Annotated in this window: 13 protein-coding genes; 3 read left to right on the top strand and 10 right to left on the bottom strand. The window is 70.6% G+C overall.

Going from position 1 to position 14,732, the window contains the following annotated elements:
• Positions 1-16: 16 nt before the first annotated feature.
• From ACIBJB_RS34265 to ndhC, 10 genes are read right to left on the bottom strand one after another with little or no spacing between them, the layout of a single operon-like run.
• A complete protein-coding gene (locus ACIBJB_RS34265) occupies positions 17-1,570 on the bottom strand; it encodes an NADH-quinone oxidoreductase subunit N (RefSeq protein WP_398936490.1) in 1,554 nt (517 codons plus the stop codon).
• Positions 1,567-3,141, bottom strand: a complete 1,575-nt coding sequence (locus tag ACIBJB_RS34260) for an NADH-quinone oxidoreductase subunit M (protein ID WP_398936487.1) — start codon at positions 3,139-3,141, stop codon at positions 1,567-1,569. The genes ACIBJB_RS34265 and ACIBJB_RS34260 overlap by 4 nt, the downstream gene beginning before the upstream one ends.
• Before the next feature lie 6 nt (positions 3,142-3,147).
• Positions 3,148-5,142, bottom strand: a complete 1,995-nt coding sequence (locus ACIBJB_RS34255; protein WP_398936485.1) for an NADH-quinone oxidoreductase subunit L — start codon at positions 5,140-5,142, stop codon at positions 3,148-3,150.
• Positions 5,139-5,546, bottom strand: coding sequence for an NADH-quinone oxidoreductase subunit NuoK (gene nuoK / locus ACIBJB_RS34250; RefSeq protein WP_398936483.1), 408 nt, complete (start codon positions 5,544-5,546; stop codon positions 5,139-5,141). The genes ACIBJB_RS34255 and nuoK overlap by 4 nt, the downstream gene beginning before the upstream one ends.
• Entirely contained in the window at positions 5,546-6,238 is a 693-nt protein-coding gene (locus ACIBJB_RS34245) for an NADH-quinone oxidoreductase subunit J (RefSeq protein ID WP_398936481.1), read from the bottom strand. The genes nuoK and ACIBJB_RS34245 overlap by 1 nt, the downstream gene beginning before the upstream one ends.
• Positions 6,235-6,804 (bottom strand): NADH-quinone oxidoreductase subunit I, encoded by a 570-nt coding sequence (locus ACIBJB_RS34240; protein ID WP_311718279.1) that lies wholly within the window; start codon positions 6,802-6,804, stop codon positions 6,235-6,237. Before ACIBJB_RS34240 ends, ACIBJB_RS34245 begins: the two co-directional genes overlap by 4 nt.
• A gap of 2 nt (positions 6,805-6,806) precedes the next feature.
• Positions 6,807-7,775: an NADH-quinone oxidoreductase subunit H gene (locus ACIBJB_RS34235; protein ID WP_398936479.1), complete on the bottom strand. Its 969-nt coding sequence runs from the start codon at positions 7,773-7,775 to the stop codon at positions 6,807-6,809.
• Positions 7,772-9,769, bottom strand: coding sequence for an NADH-quinone oxidoreductase subunit C (locus ACIBJB_RS34230; protein ID WP_398936477.1), 1,998 nt, complete (start codon positions 9,767-9,769; stop codon positions 7,772-7,774). The genes ACIBJB_RS34235 and ACIBJB_RS34230 overlap by 4 nt, the downstream gene beginning before the upstream one ends.
• A complete protein-coding gene (locus ACIBJB_RS34225) occupies positions 9,766-10,410 on the bottom strand; it encodes an NADH-quinone oxidoreductase subunit B (protein WP_398936475.1) in 645 nt (214 codons plus the stop codon). The genes ACIBJB_RS34230 and ACIBJB_RS34225 overlap by 4 nt, the downstream gene beginning before the upstream one ends.
• Entirely contained in the window at positions 10,401-10,808 is a 408-nt protein-coding gene (ndhC, locus tag ACIBJB_RS34220; RefSeq protein WP_387524313.1) for an NADH-quinone oxidoreductase subunit A, read from the bottom strand. The genes ACIBJB_RS34225 and ndhC overlap by 10 nt, the downstream gene beginning before the upstream one ends.
• A 232-nt stretch (positions 10,809-11,040) precedes the next feature.
• Here ndhC and ACIBJB_RS34215 point away from each other — a divergent pair, with 232 nt between their 5' ends.
• The 3 genes from ACIBJB_RS34215 (at position 11,041) to ACIBJB_RS34205 (ending at position 14,660) form a co-directional block, all read left to right on the top strand.
• Entirely contained in the window at positions 11,041-12,264 is a 1,224-nt protein-coding gene (locus tag ACIBJB_RS34215; protein WP_398936473.1) for a sensor histidine kinase, read from the top strand.
• A gap of 112 nt (positions 12,265-12,376) precedes the next feature.
• The gene (locus ACIBJB_RS34210) at positions 12,377-13,720 is read left to right on the top strand and encodes a sensor histidine kinase (RefSeq protein WP_398936471.1); all 1,344 of its coding nucleotides are present in this window, start codon (positions 12,377-12,379) and stop codon (positions 13,718-13,720) included.
• Positions 13,721-14,000: 280 nt separating this feature from the next.
• Positions 14,001-14,660, top strand: a complete 660-nt coding sequence (locus tag ACIBJB_RS34205) for a response regulator transcription factor (RefSeq protein ID WP_028808164.1) — start codon at positions 14,001-14,003, stop codon at positions 14,658-14,660.
• Positions 14,661-14,732: the final 72 nt, after the last annotated feature.

Genomic DNA, 14,732 nt, shown 5'->3' with positions numbered 1-14,732 from the left:
GTTCGGGAGGCCCGGTTCAGAAGAGTCCGGTGTCGGTGAAGCGCAACACCAGCTGGGGCGCGCCCGAGAGGGCGACGCCGAGGACGCCGGTCAGGGCGAGCGCGACGGTGAGGGGGGCGGGGACGCGGTGCGCGGCGGGTTCGCCCTCGGGGGCCCTGAACAGCAGCGTCGTCCACTGGAGGTAGTAGAAGAGCGCGATCACGACGTTGACGGCCATGACCACGGCGAGCCATCCGAGGCCCGCGTCCACGGCCGCCGAGAAGACGGTGACCTTGGCGAACAGGCCGATGATGCCCGGCGGCAGCCCGGCCAGGCAGAGCAGGAAGAAGGCGAGGAGGAGGGCGGCGAGCGGGTTGGTCGCGTAGAGCCCGCGATAGTCGGTGATGCGGTTCGCGGCCCTCGTTCGGCCCACCAGCGCGGCCACCGCGAAGGCGCCGAGGTTCACGGCGCCGTACATGAGGGCGTAGGCGACGGTGGAGCCGACGGACCGCTCGGCGTCGTCGGAGTATGCGGCGGCGGCGATCGGGACGAGGAGGTAGCCGGCCTGGCCGACGGAGGACCAGGCGAGCAGCCGTACGGCGCTGTACGCGCGCGTGGCCTGCTGGCGGAGGGCGCCGACGTTGCCGACGGTCATGGTGAGGGCGGCGAGCGCGGCGAGCGCCGGGCCCCAGACGTCGGCGTACGACGGCAGGGCGATGACGGTGACGAGGATCAGCCCGGAGAAGCCGACCGTTTTGCCGACGACCGACAAGTAGGCGGCGATCGGGAGGGGTGCGCCGACGTAGGTGTCGGGCACCCAGAAGTGGAAGGGGACGGCGGCCGTCTTGAAGGCGAAGCCGACGAGGGTGAGGACGACGCCGGTCTGGGCGAGGGTGTGGAGTTGTCCGTCGACGTGCTGGATGCGGTCGGCGATCTGTGTGAGGTAGAGGGTGCCCGTGGAGGCGTACACGAAGCTGATGCCCATGAGGCTGACCGCGGTCGCGGTGACGGAGGACAGGAAGAATTTCAGGGCCGCTTCGGAGGACTTCCTGTCGCCGTGCCGGATGCCGACGAGGGCGAAGGCCGGCAGGGAGGCGACTTCCAGGGCGACGACGAGGGTCGCCAGGTCGCGGGAGGCGGGCAGGAGTGCGGCGCCGGCGGCCGAGGAGAGCAGCAGGAACCAGTACTCCCCTTCGGGGAATCTCTTGTCGGCGTCCTTGAGGGTGGTGACCGACAGGAGGGCCGCCAGGAGGGCGCCGCCAAGGACGAGGAACTGGATGACGAGCGTGAAGCGGTCGGCCGCATAGCTGCACACGTCGGCGTCGCCGGTCAGGCAGAAGGTGCTGCGGTCGCCGTCCAGGAGGGGCAGCAGCAGGAGCACGGAGGCTGCCAGGCCCGCGACCGAGACCCATCCGAGCAGGGCTTTCTTCTGCTCGCCGACGAAAAGGTCTGCGACGAGAACGACGAGTCCGACGACCGCAGTGAGAGTGGGTGGCGCGATCGCGAGCCAGTCGACGGACTGGACGAGGTTCGCGGCCAGGGGCTCGGCCGAAGAGGCCAATGGCTGAGCCATGGCGGCCAGGGTGCTCATCGGGTGCCTCCTGCGAGGAGCTGCTGGACGGCCGGGTCGGTGAGGCCGAGGAGGGCCTTCGGCCACAGGCCCGCCGCGACGGTGAGGGCGACGAGCGGCGTCCAGGCCGCGAACTCGTACGTGTGGACGTCGGCGAGCTGGGGGGCGTCCTGGGGTACGGCGCCCATGCAGACGCGGCGGACCACGACGAGCATGTACGCGGCCGTCAGGAGGGTGCCGAACGCGCCGATCGCCATGAAGGTGAGGAAGGCGGGGCGGCTGAGGTCGTCGGCGGGCTTGAAGGCGCCGAACAGGGCCAGCATCTCGCCCCAGAATCCGGCGAGGCCAGGCAGGCCGAGCGAGGCGACCGCCCCGAAGGCCAGCAGGCCGCCGAGGCGCGGGGCCTTGCCGTACAGGGCGGCGCCGGTCTCCTCGGCCAGGGTGTCGAGGTCGGTGGTGCCGGTGCGGTCCTTCAGGGCGCCGACCAGGAAGAACAGCAGGCCGGTGATGAGGCCGTGGGCGATGTTGGCGAACAGGGCGCCGTTCACGCCGGTCGGGGTCATGGTGGCGATGCCGAGCAGGACGAAGCCCATGTGGCCGACGGAGGAGTAGGCGATGAGGCGCTTGAGATCGCCCTTCGCGCCCCGCTTGGCGAGGGCGAGGCAGGCCAGTGATCCGTAGATGATCCCGACCACGGCGAAGGCGGCGAGGTAGGGCGCGAAGTCGCGGAAGCCGTCGGGGGCGATCGGCAGCAAGATACGGACGAACCCGTACGTACCCATCTTCAGCAGGACGCCGGCCAGCAGGACCGAGCCGACGGTCGGCGCGGCGGTGTGGGCGTCGGGCAGCCAGCTGTGCAGCGGCCACATCGGGGTCTTGACCGCGAGCCCGATCCCGATCGCCAGAACGGCGATGACCTGCACGGATGCGGACAGTGACCGGCCGTTGTCAGTGGCGAGTGCCACCATGTCGAATGTGCCCGCCTTGATCCCGATCAGGAGCAGGCCGAGCAGCATGACGACCGAGCCGAGCAGTGTGTAGAGGATGAAGCGCCAGGCGGCGGCCTGGCGGTCCTCGCCGCCCCAGCGGGCGATGAGGAAGTACATCGGGATGAGCACCATCTCGAACGCGAGGAAGAACAGCAGCAGATCGAGGACGGCGAAGGTCGCGAGGGTGCCGGACTCGAGCATGAGCAGCAGTGCGACGAAGGCCTTCGGGGTGGGGCCCGCGGGCATCTTGAAGTACGAATAGAGCGCGCAGAGGAAGGTCAGCAGCGCGGTCAGGACCAGAAGGGGGAGGGAGATGCCGTCGATGCCGAGGTGGATGCGCACGTCGAGTGCGGGGATCCAGCTGATGTCGGTCGTGGCCTGCATCTTCGACGGATGGTCGTGGTCGAAGCCGAGTGCCAGGACGATCGCGGCGATGAGGATCACGCCGGTGACCGTCACGCCGTGCCGCAGTACGGCCTGGTCCGGTGACTTCCCCTTCAGTCCGGGCGGGGCCGGCAGCAGAGCCGTGACGGCGCCGAGGAGCGGGCCGGCCACGACGAATGCCAGAAGGAACTGCATCACGGACTCGTTGATATCGATCACGCCTGCTCACGCTCCCGTGGCGACGAGGACGACGGCGACCGCGAGGACGACGGTGCCGGCGAGCAGCGCGCTCACATAGGTCTGCAGATTGCCGGTCTGGGCCCGTCGTACGGCGGTGCCGAGCCAGCGGGGCAGTGTTCCCGCGCCGCGTACGTAGGTCTCGACGACTTCGCGGTCCAGGAACCGGACGAGGGTGGCTCCGGCCTGGACCGGGCGGACGAAGAGGGCCGTGTACAGGGCGTCCAGGTGGAAGCCGACGGCCGCGTGGCGATGCAGTGGGCCGAGCAGCAATCGTCCGGGGTCTGCGGGGTCGGGCGCGTAGGCCACGTCTCCGTAAGCGGGCTCGTGGGTGGCGATGGCCTCGGCCTCGACGAGTCCGGCGTCGCCTTCGGGGTGGGCGGCGACCGCGCCCAGCGGGATGCGGGCCGTGACCGCACTGGTGTGCCGCCAGGCCGCGTAGGTGACGAGGCCGCCGATGAGGGCCACGCCCGTGCCGGCGACGGAGGTGGTGAGGGTCGGGGTGAGGTCGCGGCCGTCGAACCAGTCGGGCAGCACGCGGTAGGAGAACGCGCCGAGGGCGAGGGACGGCGCCGCGAGGACCCAGAGGACCACGGTCATCGTCAGCGGCTGGCGTCCGTGGTCGGGGGCTTCGGTGCCCCGCCCGCGGAAGGCAAGCAGCCACAGCCGCGTCGCGTACGCGGCGGTGAGCAGGGCCGTGAGGAGGCCGGCGACGAGGGTGATCCAGCCCGCGGCGCCGGGGGCGTGTTCGGTGTGGCCGGTGGCGACGTGCTCGGCCGCACCGAGGACGGACTCCTTGGAGAAGAAGCCGCTGAAGGGCGGGATCGCGGCGAGCGCGAGGAGCGCCACGGTCATCGTCCAGTAGGCGTCGGGGACACGGGCGCTCAGGTCCTTCATACGGGACATGGCGGCCAGGGAGTTGGTGCCGGCGGCGTGGATGATCACGCCGGCGGCGAGGAACAGCAGCGCCTTGAAGGCGCCGTGGGACAGGAGGTGGAAGACGGCGGCACCGCGGTCGCCGACGGCGAGGGCGCCGGTCATGTAGCCGAGCTGGCCGATCGTCGAGTAGGCGAGGACACGTTTGATGTCGTCCTGGGCGAGCGCGGCGAGACCCGAACCGATCATCGTGACGGCGGCCATGACGGCGAGGACCACCATCGCGGCCTGGGAGGCCTCGAAGACCGGGAGGAGACGGGCGATGAAGTAGACACCGGCGGCAACCATCGTCGCGGCGTGGATCAGCGCGGAGACGGGCGTGGGGCCCGCCATCGCGTCGGGGAGCCAGGTGTGCAGCGGGAACTGCGCCGACTTGCCCGCCACGCCCGCGAGAAGGAGCAGGGCGATCAGGGTCGGGTGGTCGAGCCTGCCGTGCGCGACGGCGTCGAGGACCTTCGTGATCCGGAAGGAGCCGGCGTCGGTGGCCAGGGCGAACAGGCCGATCAGGAAGGGGACATCACCGAGCTTGGTCACCAGGAATGCCTTGAGGGAGGCGGCGCGGGCCTCCGGGGTCTCCCAGTAGTGGCCGACCAGGAAGTACGAGCAGATGCCCATGATCTCCCAGCCGACCAGCAGCACGATCAGGTCGCCGGAGTAGACGACGAGCAGCATCGCGGAGGTGAAGAGGGAGACGAGAGCGGCGTAGGACGGGTAGCGCGGGTCGTCGCGCAGATAGCCGGTCGAGTAGATCTGCACACAGGTGGCGACGAAGGCGACCAGGACGGCGACGAGGGCGGCGAAGCCGTCGATGTAGAGGGCGAGTTCGACCGGGACCGAGCCGGTCGGGGTGAGTTCGGTGGCGGCGTTCACCGTCTGGTCGCCGCCCTGGCGTACGGCGACCACCGCGGCGAGCGCGAGGGCGACCAGGGGCGGCAGGACGGCGAGCGGACGGACGAAGCCGGGGGCGGTGCGGCCCAGGAGCAGGCCGGCCACGGCGCCCAGGAAGGGAAGGAGGGGGACGAGGACGGCGAGGGTGGTCGTGGTCACGCGGTGGCCTCAGCCTTCCCGGTCCGCCCGGACTCTGCGGCCTGTTCGGCCGTGCGGGCGTCGTCGTCGGAGGTGTCGGGGTCGTGGCCCTCGGCCGTGTCGCGGAGCTTGTCGATGTCGGCGGTGCCGCGGTTGCGGTGGACGGCGAGGACGATCGCGAGGCCGATGCCGATCTCGGCGGCGGCGATGGCAATGGTGAACAGGGTCAGGGCCTGGCCGGAGTGCAGGGTCTCCTCGGCGGCCCTGCTGAGCCAGATGTCGAAGGCGACCAGGTTCAGGTTGACGGCGTTGAGCATCAGCTCGACCGACATCAGGACGAGGATCGCGTTGCGGCGGGCCAGGACGCCGTAGAGGCCGGTGCAGAAGAGGAGGGCGGAGAGTACGGCGGGATAGGCGAGGTGCATCAGCGGGCGCCTTCCTGCTCAGTCGACTCGGTCCCCCTGGCCGGCTGGGTTCCCGCGACCGGCTCTTTTCGCCCGATCGTGTGATTACGGGAATCTGGGACGGAGGGGGAACTACCGGTCGCGGCTCGGGAGTTCACAGGGGGAGAGCTCGACTCCGCCTTCGCCTTGCGGGACAGGACGATCGCGCCGACCAGCGCCGCGAGGAGCAGGACGGAGAGGGCCTCGAAGGGGAGGACCCAGTTCTGGAAGAGGCTCGCGCCGGTTGCCTCGGTGGAGCCGGCGGCGGGGCCGTCCAGGTCGATCCAGGTGGTGCGGAAGGCGTCGACGACCACCCAGACCAGAGCGGCCGCTGCGGCAAGGGCCACGACGAGGGCGGCCCAGCGGTTGCCGGAGTCGGCGTCCGGGGAGCGGCCGATGGGGGCCCTGGTGAGCATCAGACCGAACAGAAGGAGGACGACGACTGAGCCGACGTAGATGAGGACCTGCACCCATGCGATGAACTCGGCGGTGAGCAGGAGGTATTCGACGGCGAGGCCGCCGAGGGCCACCACCAGCCACAGGGCGGCGTGTACCAGCTGCTTGGTGGTGACGGTGATGATCGCGGCTCCGAAGGTGACCAGGCCGACGAGCAGGAAGGCGATCTCGACGCCGGTCGGGGAGAGGAAGCCGTGCGCTGCCTGGGCGAGGGTCACGACTCCTCCCCCTGGGGATCGGCCGACGGGGCCGGCTCGGCCTGGGCCGCCGCCAGCTTCTCGGCGGTCTTGCGGGCGGTGGCGATCTCCTTCGGTTCCTCCGCTCCGGGGTCGAGGGCCGGTGGGGCCGGGACGGTCCACATCCACTCGCGGAGCTTGTCCCGCTCGTGGGTGAGGTCGCGGATGTCGGTCTCGGCGTACTCGAACTCGGGGGACCAGAACAGGGCGTCGAAAGGACACACCTCGATGCAGATACCGCAGTACATGCAGAGGGAGAAGTCGATGGCGAAGCGGTCGAGGACGTTGCGGCTGCGTTCGCGGCCACCGGGGGTCGCCGCCGGGACCGTCTCCTTGTGGGAGTCGATGTAGATGCACCAGTCGGGGCACTCACGGGCGCACAGCATGCAGACCGTGCAGTTCTCCTCGAACAGGCCGATCACCCCGCGGGTGCGGGGCGGGAGGTCGGGCTGGGCGTCGGGGTACTGCTCGGTGACGGTCTTCTTCGTCATCGTGCGCAGGGTGACGGCCAGGCCCTTGGCCAGACCGGAGCCAGGAATGGGGGCCATGGTTACTGGATCACCACCTTGACGATGCCGGTGAGGGCGATCTGGGCGAGGGACAGGGGGACGAGGAGGGTCCACGAGAGTTTCTGGAGCTGGTCCTCGCGCAGGCGGGGATAGGTCACGCGGAGCCAGATGACGACGAAGGCGAGCACGGCCGTCTTGAGGAGGGTCCAGACCCAGCCGAGCCCGTCGGCGCCCCAGGGGCCGTGCCAGCCGCCCAGGAAGAGGACGGTGGTCAGGCCGCACAGGACGACGATTCCGGCGTACTCGGCGAGGAGGAACAGGGCGAAACGCAGGCCGGTGTACTCGGTGTAGGCGCCGAAGATGATCTCCGAGTCGGCGACCGGCATGTCGAAGGGAGGGCGCTGGAGTTCGGCGAGGCCGGCGATGAAGAAGACGATCGCGCCGACGATCTGCCAGGGCAGCCACCACCACTCGAAGGCGTCGAGGATGCCGGGGAGGGAGACGGTTCCGGCCGCCATCGCCACCGAGGCGGCGGTGAGCAGCATCGGGAGTTCGTAGGCGAGGAGCTGTGCGGCAGTGCGCAGGCCGCCGAGGAGGGAGAACTTGTTGGCGGAGGCCCAGCCGGCCATGAGGGAGCCGAGGACGCCCACGCCCATCACGGCGAGCACGAAGAACACGCCCGCGTCGACGACCTGGCCGACGGCGCCCTCGCCGGGGCCGATCGGGATGGCGAGGAGGACGAGGAGGTAGGGCAGGAGGGCGACGGCGGGGGCGAGTTGGAAGACACGGCGGTCCGCGCCCGCCGGTACGACGTCTTCCTTCTGGGCGAACTTCACGCCGTCCGCGACGAGTTGGGCCCAGCCGTGGAAGCCGCCGGCGTACATCGGGCCAAGGCGGCCCTGCATGTGGGCCATCACCTTGTGCTCGGTCTGGCCGATGATCAAGGGGAAGGTGAGGAAGACGACGAAGACGATCAGGAGTCGCAGGGCGACGTCGAGAGCGTCGTTCACTGCGGGCCTCCTGTGGGCTTGTCGGGAGTGGGGGTGTGAGAGTCCGGGGTGGAGGGCTCGTCGGGGTCCGGGTCCTCGGAGGCCTGGGCGGCGCGGTCGGGGCTCGGGTCGGTGACATGTGGGCGCTCCGGGTCCAGGGAGTCCTGGGACTCCTCGGGAGCCTCAGAAGCCTCGGAAGTCGGGGGGCGCCCAGAAGTCTGGGGTTGCTCGGATGCCTTGGGTCCCTGGGAGGTCGGTTCCCCGGAAGCCGGCGGCTTCTCCGAAACATCGGGAGCACCGGAAGCCGACGGCTCCTCCGGAACCCCGCGACCATCGGAAGCCGGCGCCTCCTCCGGAACCTTGAGGCCTTCGGAAACCAGGGGGCCTTCTGTGGCCGTGGAGGCTCCCGAATCCGTGGTCCTCTGGGAGGCCTTGCGTACCTCGGACTCGCCGGGGCGTTCGGAGACACCGGGGTCCTGGGGGCGTTCGGAGACACCGGGGCCCCCGGGACGCTCGGAGACACCGTGACCCTCAGAACGCTCGGAGACACCGCTGTCCCCTGATAGGGAAGGGCGCTCGGAGACACCGCTGTCCCCGGATAGGGAAGTTCGCTCGGAGACTTCGGAGTCCCCGGGTGTGGGAGGCCGGTTCGGTTCCGGGTCGTCGAAGGCCGGGCGGGCGTGGTGCCACGGTGCGTCCGGGCTGCGAGAGGGGGTGGGAGGCTTCGGCGGGGCGGGGTTCGTGCTCGTGTCCTCGGTCGCTGTCTCGGTCTGGGCCGCCCCGGCGCGCTGGCTCGCGGAACCGCTCGAGGCGGTACGCGTCCGGCGAGGTCCAGCCGGTGCACCGCCCGTCGCTCCCGGACGCTGAGATGCGGGGGCGGGGGCAGGCGACGCCGGGGAGTCCGAGGCGGGTGCGGGCGAACCCTTCCCCTGGGTGTCCGACGAGGACGCGGGCAAGCCTGTCGCCGGTGCTTCGGACTCGGGCGCGCCGCTGGCCGGGGTTGCGGAACCGGCGCCGGTGTCGTCGGCATCCGGTGCCGCCTGGCTGGCCGAGCCCTGCGCAGCGCTACGTGTACGCCGGGTCACGCCAGTCGGCGAAGCGGGGGGAGCCCCCTCCGTCGCCCCGGGCGTGCTCTGGCTCGCCGAGCCCTCGGCCGCCGAACGCACTCCACGCGGTCCAGCCCCGGACGCGCCCGCGGCACCCGACGCCCCGGACACCTCCCCCTGACTCGCCGAGCCCTCCGCCGCCGAACGCGCCCGCCGCGAACCAGCCCCCGCCGCCCCCGACGCATCCGCCGCACCCGACGCCGTGGACACCTCCCCCTGACTCGCCGAGCCCTCCGCCGCCGAACGCGCCCGGCGCATCGGGCCCTCGCCCGTTGCTCGGGGTGGGCGTTCGGTTGAGGGGCGGCCTGCTGTGCGGGTCGGGCGGGTCGGGGCCGGGGGGAGTTGGCCCTTCAGGGGGCCCCATTCGTTCGGGTCGGGGACTCCTGGGGGGAGCATCTGGCGGCGTTTGGGGCCGCCGTGTTCGGACTCGCCCGGTTCCTTGGCGCCGGGCCAGGCCTTGGCGACGCGGGCGGCCAGGACGAAGTCCTTGCGGAGGGGGTGGCCCTCGAAGGTTTCCGGCAGGAGGAGGTGGTTCAGGGAAGGGTGGCCCTCGAAGGTGACGCCGAACATCTCGTGGGTCTCGCGCTCGTGCCAGGCGGCACCCGCGTAGATGTCGACGGCGGTGGGCAGCACCGGTGTCTCATGGGAGATCGTCGTACGCAGGAGCAGGCGTCGTACCGGGGAGAGGGCCGCCACGTGGACCGCCACGCGGAAGCCGGTGCCCGGTTCGTCGACGGCGCTGAGCCAGTCGAAGTAGGTGCAGCCCAGTTCGTCGCGGGCGACGCGCAGTGCCGTGAGCCAGCTCGTGGGCGGGACGTCCACGGTCAGGACCTCGTACGACTCCTCGGCGGTGGCCTCGGGGCCGAAGAGTTCCTCGGCGGGTGCGGGGAGCCAACCGACGGCGGTCACTGTGACTCCCCCTCGCCCGAAGTCGAAGACGAAGACGGCGCCTGCACAGGCGGCTTCACCAGCCCGCTCTGCAGCGCGGCCGCCGACGGACGCGCCGCGGACGGCCCGTACCGCTCCTCCAGCGACTCCCGGGCGATCTTCTCCTGGAGCTTCAGGATTCCCTGGAGCAGGGCCTCGGGGCGGGGCGGGCAGCCGGGGACGTAGACGTCGACGGGGATGATCTGGTCGACGCCCTTGGTGACCGAGTAGGAGTCCCAGTACGGGCCCCCGCAGTTGCTGCACGCGCCGAAGGAGATGACGTACTTGGGCTCGGGCATCTGCTCGTACAGGCGCTTCACGGCGGGTGCCATCTTGTCCGTGACCGTGCCGGAGACGACCATCAGGTCGGCCTGGCGGGGGCCCGGGGCGAAGGGGATGACGCCGAGGCGGATGAAGTCGTGGCGGGCCATCGACGCGGCGATGAACTCGATGGCGCAGCAGGCGAGACCGAAGTTGAAGACCCACAGGGAGTACCGGCGGCCCCAGTTGAGGATCACCTTCATCGGCTCGGGGGCGAGGCGGGCGAGGGCGCCCAGCCGTTTCGGCTCCGGGAGCAGAACGGGCTCCGTGGCAGCGGAGTCGACCGCAGGGTTCACGTCCATGTCAGGACACCCTTCTTGTACGCGTACAGCAGTCCCACGGCGAGGAAGCCGAGGAAGATGAACATCTCGACGAGGGTCGTCGCGCCGTAGCCGGGTGCCGCGAAGACCGTCGCCCACGGGAACAGGAAGATCGAGTCGACGGCGAAGATGACGTAGAGGAAGGCGTAGACGTAGTAGCGGACCTGGGTGTGGGCCCAGCCCTCGCCGACCGGGTCGACTCCGCACTCGTATGTCAGGAGCTTCTCGGGGGTGGGCACCACCGGTCGCAGCAGGCGGCCGGCGCCGAAGGCGACCGCGACGAACAGCACGCCGACGACGGCGAGCAGTCCGACGACCGAGTACGACTGGAAGTAGTCCGCCGCGACGACGGTTGCATCGACGACGGTCGGTTCCGGCACGTCCGCCCCTCACTCCCTGTGAGCACGCTGAACACAGTGGCCCCGCTGAACACCACTGTTCGACGATCTGTACGCACCGGAGTCTAGGCCCTGATAAAGACACGGTAAGCAGCCCGTCACCCCAGGAAAGCCATCCGAAAGCCATCCGAAAGGCCGGGGTGGGGTTTTCCCCCGTAAGGCGCGGCGGTCCGCCTCATGGCGCACGGCGGTCCGGGGCGGCACGCTAGCCCATATGACCGAACGCCATTCGTCCCCGAGCCGCGCCGTGACCACCGGCAGACACGGCGGAACCGACGACGGCCGGCCGCCGCCGGCCCGTTTCGCGTACGACGCGCACACCTGGAAGGAGATCGCGCATCTCCTGGCGAACCTTCCGGTGTCGATCATCGGCTTCACCTACGTCGTGACGGTGCTGTTCACCGGCTTCTGGCTGACCGTCACGGTGATCGGGTTCCCGCTGCTCGCGGCGGGTCTGCTGGGCGCGCGGCAGCTGGGCAAGCTGGAGCGGGCGCGGGCCCGGGCGCTGCTCGGCGTGCGAGTGGACGAACCGAGCCGCCTGCCGTGGCGCACGAAGAACGGCGGCAACGGCTTCTTCGCCCAGCTGTGGATGGGGGTGAAGGACCCCGTGGGCTGGCGGACGGTGCTGTACGACTTCATCCGGCTGCCCTGGGGGGTGCTCACCTTCACCATCACGCTGACCTCGTTGTTCGTGCTGTGGCCGGTCCTGCCGTTCATCGCGCGGGGGCTCGCCAACGTGGACCGGGCGATGGTGCGTGGTCTGCTGTCGCCCTCGGACGAGCTGGAACGCCGTATCGCCGAACTGGAGTCCGACCGGGGGGTCGTGGTGGACGCGGCCGCGTCCGACCTGCGCCGCATCGAGCGCGACCTGCACGACGGGGCGCAGGCCCGGCTGGTCAACCTGGCCATGGGTCTCGGCCTCGCGAAGGAGAAGCTCCTGGAGGACCCCGAGTACGCGCAGGCGATGGTCGAGGAGGCGCACGGCGAGGTGAAGCTGGCGCTTCAGGAGCTGCGGGATCTGGCGCGGGGCATCCATCCGGCCGTACTGACCGACCGAGGCCTCGACGCGGCGCTGTCGAGCGTCGCCTCGCGCTGCACGGTCCCGGTGAAGGTGACCGCCGACCTCGACGCGCGCCCGGTCCAGGCGATCGAGGGGATCGCCTACTTCACCGTCTCCGAGCTGCTCCAGAACGTCAGCAAGCACAGCGGGGCCCGGTCGGCGTCGGTCGACGTGTGGCGCTCGGAGAACCGGCTGCTCATCCAGGTGTGGGACGACGGCCGCGGCGGGGCCCGGCTCGACGGCGGCACCGGCATGCGCGGGCTCGCGGAGCGCCTCGACGCGGTCGACGGGCTGTTCGTCATCGACTCGCCGCCGGGCGGGCCGACGGTCGTCACGGCGGAGCTGCCGTGGCGGGACCGTGGCCTGGACAAGGGGTAGGGAAAACCCCCCTTTCAAGACGCCGACGGACTCCATGGTCCGTTGAGCTGCGGCCCAGCAGGGTGGAGATACGACACCACAGGCGCGGGACGAGAGAAGAAGGACGACGTCGATGGCCACGGACTACGGGTACGACAGTGGGCTCGGGTTCCCCGAGACGGTACGGCGGCACCGGGTGCCGGCCGGGCTGCGGGCGCCGTTCGAGGGGCGGACCTGGCGGGAGTTCGGCTATGTGCTGCTGAGCCTGCCGATCAGCATCGTGATGTTCACGTACGCCGTCACGATGATCTCGCTCGGCGCGGGCCTGCTCGTGACCTTCCTCGGGATTCCGGTCTTCGCGGCCGGGCTCGCCGGATGCCGTGGACTCGGGGCGCTGGAACGGGCGCGGGCACGGGGGCTGCTGGGTCTGGAGGTCGGGGATCCGGAGCCGCTGAGGATGCGGAAGTCCGGGTTCATGGCGTGGATGGGGGCGGTGCTCAAGAGCGGGACGTCGTGGCGGACGCTGCTGTACTCGGTGCTGCACCTGCCGTGGGCGACGTTCTCGTTCGTCGTCGCGGTGAACTTCTGGGTGTACGGCTGGGCGCTGCTGACGTATCCGCTGTGGTTCTGGGTCTTCCCGGCGTACGTCGGTCAGGACGGGCTTCAGCTCTACGGCGACCAGACCCACCACATCTACCTGGACAACCCGTTCGAGATCGGTGTGACCGCGCTGGTGGGACTGTTGTTCACGCTGGCCACGCCGTGGATCGTGCGGGCGCTGACGATGGTGGACCGGGTGATGGTGCACGGGCTGCTCGGGCCGACCCGGCTGTCGGCGCGGGTGGTGGAGCTGGAGTCCGACCGGGGGGTCGTGGTGGACACGGCGGCCGCGGATCTGCGGCGGATCGAGCGGGATCTGCACGACGGTGCGCAGGCTCGGCTGGTGGCGCTGGCCATGGATCTGGGGCTGGCGAAGGAGAAGCTCACGGAGGATCCCGCCGCGGCGGCGCGGATGGTGGACGAGGCGCACGGTGAGGTGAAGACGGCGCTTCAGGAGCTGCGGGATCTGGCGCGGGGGATTCATCCGGCGGTGCTGACCGACCGGGGGCTGGACGCCGCGCTGTCGGCGGTGGCTTCTCGGTGCACGGTGCCGGTTCAGGTGGAGGTGGATCTGCCTTCGCGGCCGGCGCCGGCCATCGAGGGGATCGCGTACTTCACGGTGTCGGAGCTGTTGCAGAACATCAGCAAGCACTCTCGGGCGACGTTCGCCGCGGTGGATGTGTGGCAGGTGGAGAACCGGTTGATGCTGCAGGTGGTGGACAACGGGGTGGGTGGGGCCGATGTGTCCTCCGGGTCCGGGCTCGCGGGCTTGGCGGAGCGGCTGGACGCGGTGGACGGGATCCTGGTGGTGGACTCGCCGGCCGGGGGGCCCACTCGGGTGACGGCGGAGTTGCCGTGGCGGGGCGAGCGGGTGTGACAGGTACCGCGTGAGAGGGCGGTGGGGGTTGTCTTGGCCCCCGCCGCCCTTACCCCTTCCCCTCCCCAGACACCGGCGCCTCTCGGCCCCCTCCTGGCGGACCCCCCGCAGCGAAGATGGCCGGTTTTCGGGCCTGACCCCGTGTTATCGGGTCCTTGTTCGTATTCCTGGGGCCTAATCCCGTTGCCCGCGCCCGCCCGGATCCGAATGCTGGAATGCTGGACTTGTCCAGCGGGTGGACAGGGAGTGGGCTGGGGGGCCGAGAGTCGTGGAGGACAGGGTGCGGGTGGTCATCGCCGAGGATTCAGTGCTGCTGAGGGAGGGCCTGACCCGGTTGCTGACCGACCGCGGGCACGACGTCGTGGCCGGTGTGGGCGACGGGGAGGCACTGATCAAGACGATCGGCGAGCTGGACGCCCAGGGCGAGCTGCCCGACGTCGTCGTCGCCGATGTGCGGATGCCTCCCACGCATACGGACGAAGGCGTGCGAGCCGCCGTACAACTGCGCAAGGCACATCCCGGACTCGGGGTACTCGTACTGTCGCAGTACGTGGAGGAGCGGTACGCCACCGAGTTGCTGGCCGGGTCCAGTCGCGGGGTGGGGTACCTGCTCAAGGACCGGGTCGCGGAGGTGCGTGAGTTCGTGGACGCGGTGGTGCGGGTGGCCGAGGGAGGTACCGCCCTCGACCCCGAGGTGGTCGCTCAGCTGCTGGGGCGGAGCCGTAAGCAGGATGTGCTCGCCCATCTCACTCCCCGGGAGCGGGAGGTCCTGGGGCTCATGGCCGAGGGGCGCACCAATTCGGCGATCGCGCGGCAGCTCGTCGTGAGCGACGGGGCCGTGGAGAAGCATGTCAGCAACATCTTCCTGAAACTCGGGCTGTCCCCGAGCGACGGGGACCACCGGCGGGTGCTGGCGGTGCTGACCTACCTGAACTCCTGACCATCTGACACCGTGTCAGATATCGCGGTGGCGGCCGGTCGGCGGGACGGAGGGACCACCCAGGACCGCCCG

The sequence above is a fragment of the Streptomyces sp. NPDC050759 genome (genome assembly GCF_044456945.1).
Taxonomy (GTDB): Bacteria; Actinomycetota; Actinomycetes; order Streptomycetales; family Streptomycetaceae; genus Streptomyces.
Note: the sequence above shows the minus strand (reverse complement) of the source record. Positions and strands in the feature narration are given on the sequence as shown.

Coding starts and splice junctions, on each gene's coding strand:
- ACIBJB_RS34240 (WP_311718279.1), bottom strand. CDS start 6,804: ATGGCCCCCATTCCTGGCTCCGGTCTGGCCAAGGGCCTGGCCGTCACC.
- ACIBJB_RS34265 (WP_398936490.1), bottom strand. CDS start 1,570: ATGAGCACCCTGGCCGCCATGGCTCAGCCATTGGCCTCTTCGGCCGAG.
- ACIBJB_RS34215 (WP_398936473.1), top strand. CDS start 11,041: ATGACCGAACGCCATTCGTCCCCGAGCCGCGCCGTGACCACCGGCAGA.
- ACIBJB_RS34225 (WP_398936475.1), bottom strand. CDS start 10,410: ATGGACGTGAACCCTGCGGTCGACTCCGCTGCCACGGAGCCCGTTCTG.
- ACIBJB_RS34210 (WP_398936471.1), top strand. CDS start 12,377: ATGGCCACGGACTACGGGTACGACAGTGGGCTCGGGTTCCCCGAGACG.
- nuoK (WP_398936483.1), bottom strand. CDS start 5,546: ATGCACCTCGCCTATCCCGCCGTACTCTCCGCCCTCCTCTTCTGCACC.